Below are 12,508 nucleotides of genomic sequence, written 5' to 3' on the forward strand. Positions count from 1 at the left end.
CATCCTATAGACACACTTATACTATTGTATCATCTTGATAATGAAAAGTCTAGAACAACCTATGGTTAACAGTCCTTATGTAATTGGTTAATAAGTTAAGCCCTTGGATGCGCTTTTATATAAACATCCCTTAGTTTAAAATCATTCAATTTTGAATAGACCTGGGTTGTTGAGATATTGGCATGACCAAGCATCTCCTGAACGGATCTTAGATCTGCACCGTTCTCAACCAAATGGCTGGCAAAGGAATGTCTTAAAATGTGGGGTGTTATTTTTTTTCTGATCCCGGCTTTTTTTGAATAAAACTTGACGATCTTCCAAAACCCTTGACGGCTCATTGACTCGCCAAGACAACTGACGAAAAGTGTCTTTTCATTGGTTTCTTTGATCATTTGGTTGCGCGGCCCGTTCATATACTTGAACAATGCCAGTTGTGCGGCTTGTCCAACCGGTATAATCCTTTCACCTTTAGAGGATGAGCATTTGATGTAGCCCATCGTAATGTTGATGTCGTCTTCACTAAGTCCAATGAGTTCTGTAACCCTAATCCCTGTAGCATACAGCAATTCAAGCATAGCCTTATCTCGAATGCCTTTGTCATCATTATCGTAAGGTTGAGCCAATAACAACTCAATCTCCTCAAAGGTCAAAACCTCCGGTGCTTTTTTCTCCACCTTTGGCGTGATTAACATCTCTGTAGGGTCTTTGTGAATGAGGTTACGACGTAATAGATATTGGAAAAAGGACCTAAGTGAAGCCATATTTCTAGAAATGGTTGAAGGCGCTCTACCTTTGTCTTCCATTGCTTTGATATATGCATTCAGTTGGGTGCCTGTTATGCCACTTAGTTCTTTGGTGTCGAAATGTCCTTGTATAAACTCGATAAAATGGTTGACATCCCTATGGTAGGATTGAATTGTATTGTCTGATGCACCTTTTACTTGGTCTAGGTACACGAGGAATTCCTTCACACTTTGTTTCATGACTACGCCCTTCAAACTTATAAGATGGTCTAATTATACCAAAGTCAGAGAAAAAAGTCGACAATTACCAAAATCTTTTTCATTTTCGTGGATATTTTGGTTAAAATGCTTAAAACGGATAAGAAGAAGAAACCATTGGTCTCTTCTTCCTGGGCCGCCTCATTCTCATCTTCTCTAATAAGGCCCTTATGCTCTTTCCAAGCTGACCTTGTAGGCCAGAATGGCTGATATGGTTTTGTTGTCGGTCAATCGATCATCAAAGACCATGTCGACCAGTTCATCTAAGGTGTAACGCTCGATGGTGACGAACTCATCTTCATCTAAGTTCTGTTTGCTTTGGACTAGGTTCTTTGCTACAAAGATATGAATGACTTCATCGCATATGCCAATGCTTGAGAAGAATTTGTACAAAAAGGTTACATCTTCTGAGGTGTAGCCGATCTCTTCTTCTAGCTCTCTTTTGGCACAGTCCAGTGGGTCTTCGTCCGGTGCATCAAATACTCCGGCCGGAATCTCTAAGGTATAGTCGTCACTGGCGTTCCTGTACTGTCGTACCATGACAATCTTGCCTTCATCATCTATGGGTATGACCGCCGATGCACCGGGATGCATGATCAGTTCCCAGTCTACTTCTTTGCCGGTGGGTGTTACCAATCGGTCATGGAAGAGATGAACGCGCTTGCCTTTGTGGATCTCGGTACGCTTGATGCGTCTGAATTTTTTTTCCATGGGCCCTCCTTCTTTTACTTAACGGCTTATTTAAATGTTTTGGTCTTGTCATAGCAGGCCACCATGGCTTCTATGATGCTGCTCTTGAAACCGTTTTTCTCAAGCACTCGGACGGCTTCTATGGTGGTCCCGCCTGGTGAACATACCGCGTCTTTTAGAGCTGCCGGATGGGTCTTGGTCTCAAGTACCATCTTGGCGGCGCCTAACATGGATTGAGCCGCCAGTTCGTAACTGATCTGCCTTGGCAAGCCTATAAGGACGCCGGCGTCTGCCATGGCCTCAATCATCATAAAACCATAGGCCGGTGAACTCCCTGATATCGGGACTACCATATCCAGTTGGTGTTCTGTTAGTTCTACGCCTCGACCAAAGGATTCAAAAAATGTGCGTATGAAGTCCATTTCTGCTTGACTATAAGCATCATGGGAAAAACAATACCCAGTCATGCCTTCTAGAACAAGGGCTGGTGTGTTTGGCATACTGCGCACCACTCTGGTTTTTTCCCCTAAGGTGTTTTTGATATGGTCTATGGTGATACCAGGGGCGATGGATATAATAATCTGTGTGGGCTTAACATAGCTTCGAATGTCTTCCATGACCGCTTTTAGATACTGGGGCTTGACTGCCAGTACAATGATGTCTACGGACTTTGTCAGACTGTGGTTGTCTGCTGTATATGGTATACCTGTTTCTGCTTTGATCTCTTCCATCAGGTCCTTGTTGATGTCTGTATAGGTCAGGTTGGTCTTGTCTAGTGCTGTGGATGCGCCTTTTAACATGGCAGATCCCATATTTCCAATGCCGATGAATCCAATCTTCATACTACCTGCCTCCTTGTTCTAGGGTCTAAACGGACAGTTCCGCTTTTTTCCCTAATATGGCTTTGTTTGCTTCTAATATAGGCCCTACATAGCCGCTTATGAAGTCATCCACCTGCTGGGGTGCACGTCCTACAAAGTTCTCCGGTTCTAAGATGGCATACATCTCTTCTTCTGTCATCTTGAACTGGGAATCGGCTAAGATCCGTTCGATCAGGTCGTTGGGCAAGCCTTCCATCTTAACTTGCTTTCCGGCTTCCATAGAGTGGGTTCTAATCAGCTCATGGAGTTCTTGTCTGTCGCCCCCTCTTTTGACCCCTTCCATCATGATGATCTCCGTGGCCATAAAAGGCAGTTCACTCATAACCCTGTTACGGATGACCTTCGGGTAGACAACGAGACCGTCTACTACGTTCATGAAGATCTCTAGTATGGCGTCTACAGCAAGAAAAGCTTCCGGTATGGCCAAACGCTTGTTGGCACTGTCATCTAAGGTTCGCTCAAACCACTGGGTTGAAGCGGTGATGGCTGGGTTGAGGGCGTTACAGATTACATGTCTTGCTAGAGATGAAATACGCTCTGTTCGCATGGGATTACGCTTATAGGCCATGGCGGAGGATCCGATCTGACTCTTCTCAAAGGGTTCTTCCATTTCTTTTAGGTTCTGTAACAGTCGCATGTCGTTACTGAACTTATAGGCTGACTGAGCGATGCCGCTTAAGATGTTCAAAAATTGTGAATCTAACTTCCTAGGGTATGTCTGTCCTGTTACAGGATAGGAGGAGGTGTAGCCTACCTTCATCGCGATGAGTTCATCTAACTTCTTGACTTTTTCATGGTCGTTCTCAAAAAGACTTAAGTAAGTCGCTTGGGTGCCTGTGGTGCCTTTAGCGCCTCTTAGAAGCCTTTTGGAGAGTTGATGGTTCATATCTTCAAGGTCTAACAGTAAGTCCTCTAACCATAGGCAGGCACGCTTACCAACGGTGGTGAGTTGTGCCGGTTGAAAATGGGTGAAGCCAAGTGTGGGCATGTCTTTATAAGTCATGGCAAAGGCCGCTAACTTGTCTATGACATTGATCAGCTTGTCTTTTAGTAAGGATAAGGCTTCATTCATGATGATGATGTCTGTGTTATCCCCTACATAGCAGCTGGTTGCACCCAGATGAATGATGGGCTTGGCTTTTTTGGCTTGTTCACCATAGGCATATACATGGGCCATCACATCATGTCTGACTTCTTTTTCTCTGGCTATGGCAACGTCGTAGTTGATGTCTTCTGCATAGGCTTTTAGTTCCTCTATCTGCTCATCGGTTATATCCAGTCCCAGTTCTTTCTCTGCTTCTGCCAAGGCAATCCATAGCTTACGCCAGGTCTTGAACTTCTTGTCCGGTGAGAAAAGGTAGAGCATTTCCGGACTGGCATACCTAGATCCTAGTGGGGTTTCGTATGTATTGTTCATATGGGTATCCTTTCAACTTGATGATCGTCGTCTTCTATAGGGTTCCTTTTTTAGTTTTCTTAAAATAGTATAGCACATATTCGGGTTTCTGTGGTTAAGGTCATGTGGAAATAGACTAAGAAAAATGTTTTCTCAGTCTATCTGTTTTATATATTATAGGGCTATTTCCGTTTTTTGATCCAGTCGCTGAATGTATTTGTGAATGGATACCAACTCGATGCACACACATAAGATCTCTATGGCTTTTTCTAGTTCATCCATAGGTGGAAAAGTGGGTGCAATACGTATATTGCGGTCATAGGGGTCTTTGCCATAGGGGTAGGTGGCACCGGCCGGTGTGAGCTTAAGGCCCACAGATTCTGCCATTGTAACCACTTCTTTGGCACAACCTTCCATGACGTCCAGATTGATGAAATAACCGCCTCTTGGTATACTCCAGGTTGCGATATGACGGTCTGATAGTTGCTCATCTAATATCTTAAGGACCATGTCAAACTTTGGCTTGATGATCTTGGCGTGTTTTTTCATATGGTTCTTGACGCCTTGTAGGTCTTTTAAGAAGGCTGAATGTCTATATTGATTGATCTTATCCGATCCAATGGTCTGAACACCCATGATGCCAAGTATAAAATCTATGTTGTTCTTGCTGGCTGCCATGGCTGCAACTGAGGCACCGGCAAAGGTGACTTTGGACATGGAGGTGAAAAGATAGGGGCGGTCTTCTGTTCCTATGGCTTTACAAGCATCCATAATGTTCATAAGGGGCTGTGTGTCATCATAAAGTTCATGGACCACATAGGCATTGTCCCATATGATTCTAAAATCTGTGGCCGCCGTCTTCATCTTGGCCAAGCGCTCCACCACACGGTCGGAATAAGTAATCCCCGTTGGGTTAGAGAACTTAGGTACGCACCAGATACCTTTGATGGAGGGGTCTTTTGCCACTAAGGCTTCAACCTGATCCATATTCGGTCCTTCGTCGGTCATATCTACGTTGATCATCTCCATACCGAATTTTTCACATATGGCAAAGTGTCTGTCATAACCCGGTACAGGACACAGGAATTTGAGGTCTTTTATATGACACCATGGTTCCTCTTCTTCGGATGTGCCAAAAAGCATGACTTTGGCTAGGGTGCTGTACATCATGTTAAGGCTGGAGTTCCCCCCTATGATAATCTCTGAAGGATCTACTTCTAAGATCTCTGCAAAAAGATTCTTGGTTTGGGGTATGCCGTCTAAGGTACCATAGTTTCTAAAGTCGTCGTTTGGGTTCTTCTCTAGTGGTATCTTAATATCTAACAAGGCGTTAGACAGATCCAACTGATCGGAACATGGTTTACCACGGGCCATGTTTAGGTCGTGGTTTTCGCTTTCGTATCTTTTCAACTGCTGTTCCAGTTCAAGACGTAGCGCATCTAAGGATTCTTTTGAAAATTGAGAGTAGTATGCCATAAGCGCCTCCTAAAAATTACACACATATAAGGTTAAAGCGTTAAAACTGAGTTTGACTCTTTAACCATGTAAGCCGTTTGTTAGAAACAGCCTATGTATAGAATAGCATGTTTTGCAAGATTTGAAAAGTGCTTTTTCATTTTTCAGTCTATTTTTCCTTTTTACTTAGACTATTTTTATTTTAATGCAAGAAAATATTTTTTCAGATTCAAATGTCTTTTGATACCGGTTAAAAAAAGCGTTTAAAAAGGCGTTATCTATAATAGATAACGCCTTAACTTTATTTAGCGTATTCAATGGATCTGGTTTCCCTGATTACGTTGACCTTAATCTGGCCTGGGTATTCAAGTTCTTCCTCGATCTTTTTAGCAACTTCCCTAGCGAGTAACACCGTCTCTAAATCTGTTGTCTGGTCCGGTATTACCATTATTCGAATCTCTCTACCTGCTTGTATAGCAAACGATTTTTCTACACCTTTAAATTCATCAGCAATTTCTTCAAGTTTTTGTAGTCTTTGGATGTATGTATGCAATGTCTCTCTTCTGGCTCCCGGTCTTGCAGCGGATATTGTGTCTGCCGCTTGTACGAGAACAGATATGAGGTTCGTTGGTTCTACATCACCGTGATGTGATTCCACAGCATTGATGACAACTTCCGATTCCTTGTATTTTCTACACAAATCTGCTCCGATTGATATATGAGAGCCTTCCATTTCATGATCAACAGCTTTACCGATATCGTGCAATAAACCTGCACGTTTTGCAAGACGGATATCAAGTCCGATCTCACCGGCCAGTAAACCACATAAGTGGGATACTTCTATAGCATGCTTCAATACATTTTGTCCATAACTTGTACGGAATTTCATTTTACCAAGAAGTCTAACAAGTTCCGGATGTACTCCGTGAACCCCTGTCTCAAATGTAGCGTTTTCGCCTTCTTCAAGTATGATTTGTTCCACTTCACGCTTAGCTTTCTCTACCATTTCCTCAATTCTTGCAGGATGGATTCGACCATCCACTATGAGTTTTTCAAGGGCTATGCGTGCAATTTCTCTTCTGATTGGATCAAAGCCTGACAATATGACAGCCTCTGGTGTATCATCAATGATTAAGTCGATACCCGTAAGTGTTTCTAGTGTACGGATGTTACGTCCTTCACGACCAATAATACGTCCTTTCATCTCATCATTTGGAAGATGAACTACTGATACAGTCGTTTCAGCAACATGGTCAGCTGCACATTTTTGTACCGCTGTTGCAAGAATCTTTCTTGCGTTCTTTGTTGCGTCTTCTTTTGCTTTTGCTTCTAATTCCTTAACAATTACTGCTGTTTCATGTTGTACTTCTTCTTTAACTGATTTTAAAAGGTATTCTTTTGCTTGTTCGGTAGTTAATCCAGAGATTTTTTCTAATTCTGATAGGTGTTGCTGTTTTAGTTGTTCTACTTCATCTCTTAGTTTGTTGAGGTTTTCGTCTTTTGCGGCTAGTTGAGCTTCTTTCTTCTCGAATGACTCTGCCTTTTTGTCGATCGCTTCTTCTTTTTGCTGAATGCGACGTTCCAATCGGGTCAACTCATTGCGGCGCTCCTTAACTTCTTTATCAAGATCATTTTTAATCTTAAATACTTCATCTTTAAGATCTAAACGTGCTTCTCTTTTGATTGCTTCGCCTTCCTTAATCGCATCATCTACGATTTTTCTGGCTTTTTGTTCAGCAGAACCAAATTGAGCTTCGGCAACGTTCTTTCTATACATGACACCAAGATAAAATGCAAGTGTACCAACGACAACGGCCACTACAACAGGTATGAGTATGTTTAGTAATTCCAACTATAACACCTCCTCTGTATTCACTTTTCATTGTACGAAATTGTAAATATACAATCATTACAATTGTAAAAAATTACAACAAGTAAATTCTATACTTTTTTAAGCATTATGTCAAGTTATATGACAGCATTTCAAAATAAACAATCCTTTATTCACACTTAGGATTCGTCTTTTGTCTTAAGATAAGTCATTATGACGGATTGGATGACATCATAATCAAAGCCTTTGTATGCTAAAAATCGGGCCATCTTATTGTATTCTTGTCTTGTTACGGCCTTGTTGTTGTATTTTTTCTCAAGGAGTTTCTGGGCTGTTTCATAGTCTGTTTCTCGGTGGTCTACTGTTTCAAAGAAGGCTTTGATGGTGTCTCTTGGCATGCCTTTTTCACTTAACTTCATTTCAATCATCCGTCGACTCTTGGTGGCTTTCTGATACCTATAATATTTTTCGATATAGGTTTCATCATTTAGAAAGCCAAGCTTTATAAAATATGCCAGTATGGCTTCAATGATGGCTACCGGATAATCTTCTTTGATCAATTTCTTCCTGATTTCTTCTATGACATAATCTTTTTTGCACAAGAGATGATAGACCCGTTTCTTCCCCCTGGTAGTCATGGCTTTTGTGGCCAGCTCCCATGTATCTTCTTCGATGGCTTCTCCTTGGACCATCTTGAAGGCTTTGAGCTCCTTATAATATAAGATGACATAATCATCCTTGTCTAATATAATCTTGTATTTGCCTTTTTCCAACTTCCTGATCTCTTCTATATGCATCACGTCACCCTTTTTGTCCTTATGCCATTCACACGATACACAAAGGCGACCTTAAGATACCAAGGTCGCCTTTGTTATGTTTTTGAGGGGCTTATTTTTTTTCTGCTACTTTGTTGTCTGTTGCTTTTTTATCTGAAGCTTTTTTGTCTGCTTTTTTGTCTGCTTCTTCTTTTTCTAAGGCGATGGCAATCTCTTCTTTTGTTTTTCCGAATCCGTAATGACTACGAATCTGTTCATCGATTCTGTTACAGACTTCTGGGTTCTCCTTCAAATAGATCTTGGAGTTCTCTCGGCCTTGTCCTAAACGGATATCGCCATAGGAAAACCAAGCCCCACTCTTTTGTACAAAATCCAGATCCACACCTAAGTCCAGTAAGTCACCTTCTCTTGAAATACCTTCACCGAACATAATGTCGAATTCAGCCAGCTTAAAAGGTGGTGCAACCTTATTCTTAGCTACCTTAACGCGGACACGGTTACCCACCATGTTAACGCCTTGCTTTAAGGTCTCAATACGTCTAATATCCAGTCGAACAGATGCATAGAACTTAAGGGCACGTCCACCAGTGGTTGTCTCCGGACTCCCAAACATAACCCCAATCTTCTCTCTTAATTGGTTAATGAAAATAACGATACAGTTAGACTTAGATACAATCCCTGCAATCTTACGAAGGGCTTGGGACATGAGTCTTGCTTGAAGACCGACATGAGAATCACCCATCTCGCCTTCAATCTCAGCTCTTGGTACTAAGGCTGCTACAGAGTCAATAACGATGATGTCAATGGCACCGGATCTAACCATGGTCTCAGCGATCTCAAGGGCTTGTTCACCATTGTCCGGCTGAGAGATATATAAGTTGTCGATGTCCACACCAATCTTCTTGGCATAACTTGGATCAAGAGCATGTTCTGCGTCTACGAATCCGGCGACGCCGCCTGCTTTTTGAACCTCTGCCAACATATGTAGGGCGAGGGTTGTCTTACCACTGGATTCAGGTCCATAGAGCTCTATGATTCGACCTCTTGGAACCCCACCGGCACCTAGGGCAATGTCCAAACTAAGGGCCCCCGAAGGAACGGTCTTGACATTCATATGTTCATTGCTCTCTCCAAGCTTCATGATGGAACCTTTACCATATTGTTTTTCAATGTGTGTAATAGCCGCTTCCAGGGCTTTTGTCTTTTCGTTTGTCATAAGAAATACCTAGGTCAACCCACTAGGTTCCCCCTTCCATATTATATCGAACGTGTGTTCTTTTATTCATTATAGTACATATGTTCCCATGCGTCAACCTTTTTTATTGTTACTTATTTTCAGTTCTTCTTTTAAAAGACTGTATAAGGTTGTTAGGGCATACTGAACACTGTAATCTCGAATCTTCTTGCGGTTGCCGTTAAAGTGGAAGGTGGTTCCATGGCTTTTGCCATTGATGGTAAAACCCATACATACCATGCCTACAGGTTTCTCTGGTGTGCCACCATCCGGACCGGCGATGCCGCTGATGCCTACACCAATAGAGGCATCCGATACTTTTGCTACCCCTTCTGCCATAGCAATGGCGACGGCTTCACTTACGGCGCCTTCTTTTAACATAAGAGCATGGGGCACTTTTAACCATGTTTCTTTGGAGCCATTGGAGTAGGTGACAAATCCATTTCTATACACCTGTGATACCCCCGGCACATTAATGATTCGGCTGCTTAGCAAGCCGCCGGTACAAGACTCAGCTATGGCTATGGTGTGGTGTTGGTCCTTGATCATCTCTACCACTACTTCTTCTAGGCTTCTGCCATCATAACTGTAACAATAGGGCTCTAAAAATGGCATGAGTAATGCTGTTGTCTCTTCTATAAGCTTCTTGCCTTCTTTTTTGGTTCCTGTGATGGCTGTGACCCGAATGTTGACTGATCCTAGCTTGGCATATGGTGCTATTCTGGGATTGTCAGAGATATCCATGATGTGACCAATCATCTCTGCCAAGTCACTCTCACCAATGCCTGATAGTTGAAATATTCTAGACGTGATCACATTAGCGCTTAAGGTCTCTAATATAGGTGCTACTTCTTTTTCAAACATGGGCATGAGCTCTCCTGGTGGCCCCGGTAATAAGATGTAATGGGTCTCTTCATCTTTTATATAGATGCCTGGTGCGGTCCCGTTTTCGTTCTTAAGTATACACCCACCGGTGGGCTTGTAGGCTTGTTTTCTATTGGTTTCTGCCATGGTTCTTTTCCGTTGCTCGAAAAAAAGACGTATGTCTTCAAGGGCCGTTTCATCTAAAACCATGGTTCTTTCTAAGGCTTTGGCTACGGTTTCTTTTGTCATGTCATCATAGGTCGGACCCAATCCTCCGGTGAAAACAATCACATCTGATCGCCTTCTTGCGGTTCCGATGGCATCTAGCAATCTTTCTTCATGATCACCGACCACCACTTGATAGGCCACTTCTATGCCCAGATCGGTCATGCTTTTACTTAGGTATCTGGTGTTGGTGTTTAAGGTGTCCCCAATTAAGATTTCGTTGCCGACACAGATGATTTCTCCAATCATATACATACCTCGCTTATGGAAACTATGACCTGTTTACATGGAGCCTTTGAATACTTCCAGATTCTTGAGCACATAATCTGTTCCTGATATAACGGTAAATAGTGTGGATGCAGCAATCAGTACCCACTCTACTGAACCCATAAAAGCAAAGGGCAGTTCAAGAAGTACCACAATAATCATAACCATGGTTGTCGCCGTCTTAAGCTTACCCCACCAGCTGGCCGCTAAGACGATGCCTTTGGCTGCTGCTACCAGTCTAAGACCACTGATGACGAATTCACGGCTGATGATGATGATGATGATCCAGGCTGCTATTTGGCCCACTTCCACCATATAAATGAGGGCAGCTGTTACCAATAATTTGTCTGCTAAAGGATCCATAAATTTACCAAAGTCCGTTATCAGATTCCTAGACCTTGCAATATGGCCGTCTAGTAAGTCTGTTAAGGATGCAATAATAAAGACGAATACCGCTACGTAGCGTATGATTGGATCCTCGGATACATAGAGCAGTACTAAGAAAACAGGAATCAATAATATCCTTAATATGGTTAATCTATTGGCTAAATTCATCGTAAACCTCCCCGATTAAATCGTATTCATTATAATCTGTTACCTGAACCTGTACAAATTCACCTGCTAGTAATTCAAAGGGTGATGATATGAATATAGCGCCGTCAACACCAGGTGCATCTTTATAGGTTCTTCCCATATAGACTTCTTCCTCAGGCATATAACCTTCTATGATACATGGGATGATTTTGCCTACCATGGCTTCATTTTTGTCCATGGAGATCTCTTGCTGCTGTGCCATCAGACCGTCCCTTCTAGCTTCCATAATCTCAGCGTCTACATGCCCCGACATCTGGGCTGCTTTGGTGCCTTCTTCTATGGAATAGGTAAATACCCCAACCCGTTCAAGGCGATGGTCTTTTAAGAAGGTTTTTAGAATCGTATAGTCTTCTTCTGTTTCACCTGGGAAACCTACTATGAAGGTAGAACGTATGGTTATGTCCGGCATGGCTCTTCTTAACTTGTTGATGACTTCTATAATAGAAACCCGATTGCTGTGTCTGGCCATTCTGTTTAATATTGGATCGCTCACATGCTGTATGGGTATGTCGATATAGTTACATATTTTCTCTTCTGCTGCCATGAGGTCAATGAGTTCATCGGTGATGTCTTCCGGATAACAATAGAGCAATCGAATCCACTGTATACCTTCAATCTTAACCAGTTCTCTTAGTAATCTTGGTAGGGCTTTTTCCTGATATAGGTCCACCCCATATTTGGTTACGTCTTGAGCGACGATGATGATCTCTGATTTGCCTTGGGAAACCAGATACTGGGCTTCTTCTACCAGACTCTCAATACTTCGGCTTCTAATCTTGCCTCTTAGGCTGGGTATGATGCAATAGGTACAGTGGTTGTTACAGCCTTCTGATATCTTTAAATAGGCATAGTGGGCTGTTTGATCCCCAATACGCTTAATATAGGGTTCACAGGCATAATTAATGTCTTTGAAACTGATATAAGGCTCTTCTCTCAAAATGATGTGGTCTAAGGCTTCTACGATCTCATCGTAGTTAGAGGTGCCAAGGGCGCCGTCTAGTTCCGGAATCTCTTGTACAATCTCTTCTCGGTAACGCTGGGTCAGACAACCAACGGCGACTAGGCCTTTGAGATGACCTTCTGTTTTGTATTGGGCCATCTCTAAAATGGTGCGAACGCTTTCTTCTTTAGCATCATGAATGAAGCTACAAGTGTTAACGATGATGACATCCGCTTCACTTTCTTCGTTGATCAGTTCATAACCGGCATCTACAATGTGACCTAACATCACCTCTGTATCCACCAGGTTTTTATCGCATCCTAGGGATACAAAAAAGATTTTTCCTTTTGACAT

At 42.5% G+C, this 12,508-nt stretch carries 11 protein-coding genes; all 11 read right to left on the reverse strand.

Translation table 11 applies throughout. The annotated features are described in order from the left end of the window. Window positions 1-95: 95 nt before the first annotated feature. The 11 genes from xerD to rimO all read right to left on the reverse strand — a co-directional run bounded on the left by xerD (window position 96) and on the right by rimO (window position 12,508). Entirely contained in the window at window positions 96-983 is an 888-nt protein-coding gene (xerD, locus tag P0N36_RS05770; protein ID WP_275841891.1) for a site-specific tyrosine recombinase XerD, read from the reverse strand. A gap of 186 nt (window positions 984-1,169) precedes the next feature. Next, window positions 1,170-1,712 (reverse strand): NUDIX hydrolase, encoded by a 543-nt coding sequence (locus P0N36_RS05775; protein ID WP_275841892.1) that lies wholly within the window; start codon window positions 1,710-1,712, stop codon window positions 1,170-1,172. 26 nt (window positions 1,713-1,738) lie between these two features. Further along, window positions 1,739-2,533 carry a pyrroline-5-carboxylate reductase gene (proC, locus tag P0N36_RS05780; protein ID WP_275841893.1) on the reverse strand — a complete coding sequence of 265 codons (795 nt, stop codon included), beginning with the start codon at window positions 2,531-2,533 and terminating at the stop codon, window positions 1,739-1,741. 25 nt (window positions 2,534-2,558) lie between these two features. Next, window positions 2,559-3,989: an adenylosuccinate lyase gene (gene purB, locus P0N36_RS05785; protein ID WP_275841894.1), complete on the reverse strand. Its 1,431-nt coding sequence runs from the start codon at window positions 3,987-3,989 to the stop codon at window positions 2,559-2,561. A 153-nt stretch (window positions 3,990-4,142) separates the two neighbouring features. Next, entirely contained in the window at window positions 4,143-5,444 is a 1,302-nt protein-coding gene (locus P0N36_RS05790; RefSeq protein ID WP_275841895.1) for an aminotransferase class I/II-fold pyridoxal phosphate-dependent enzyme, read from the reverse strand. Between the two features lie 280 nt (window positions 5,445-5,724). Beyond that, on the reverse strand, window positions 5,725-7,275 hold the full coding sequence (gene rny, locus P0N36_RS05795) for a ribonuclease Y (protein ID WP_275841896.1): 1,551 nt from the start codon (window positions 7,273-7,275) through the stop codon (window positions 5,725-5,727). Window positions 7,276-7,433: 158 nt separating this feature from the next. Further along, window positions 7,434-8,051, reverse strand: a complete 618-nt coding sequence (locus P0N36_RS05800) for a regulatory protein RecX (protein WP_275841897.1) — start codon at window positions 8,049-8,051, stop codon at window positions 7,434-7,436. 91 nt (window positions 8,052-8,142) lie between these two features. Next, window positions 8,143-9,246: a recombinase RecA gene (gene recA / locus P0N36_RS05805; RefSeq protein ID WP_275841898.1), complete on the reverse strand. Its 1,104-nt coding sequence runs from the start codon at window positions 9,244-9,246 to the stop codon at window positions 8,143-8,145. A 93-nt stretch (window positions 9,247-9,339) separates the two neighbouring features. Then, window positions 9,340-10,602 carry a competence/damage-inducible protein A gene (locus tag P0N36_RS05810; RefSeq protein WP_275841899.1) on the reverse strand — a complete coding sequence of 421 codons (1,263 nt, stop codon included), beginning with the start codon at window positions 10,600-10,602 and terminating at the stop codon, window positions 9,340-9,342. Window positions 10,603-10,635: 33 nt separating this feature from the next. Beyond that, window positions 10,636-11,175, reverse strand: coding sequence for a CDP-diacylglycerol--glycerol-3-phosphate 3-phosphatidyltransferase (gene pgsA / locus P0N36_RS05815; protein ID WP_275841900.1), 540 nt, complete (start codon window positions 11,173-11,175; stop codon window positions 10,636-10,638). Beyond that, the gene (rimO, locus tag P0N36_RS05820; protein WP_275841901.1) at window positions 11,159-12,508 is read right to left on the reverse strand and encodes a 30S ribosomal protein S12 methylthiotransferase RimO; all 1,350 of its coding nucleotides are present in this window, start codon (window positions 12,506-12,508) and stop codon (window positions 11,159-11,161) included. The genes pgsA and rimO overlap by 17 nt, the downstream gene beginning before the upstream one ends.

It is taken from the genome of Petrocella sp. FN5, from assembly GCF_029210395.1.
Classification (GTDB): domain Bacteria; phylum Bacillota; class Clostridia; order Lachnospirales; family Vallitaleaceae; genus Petrocella.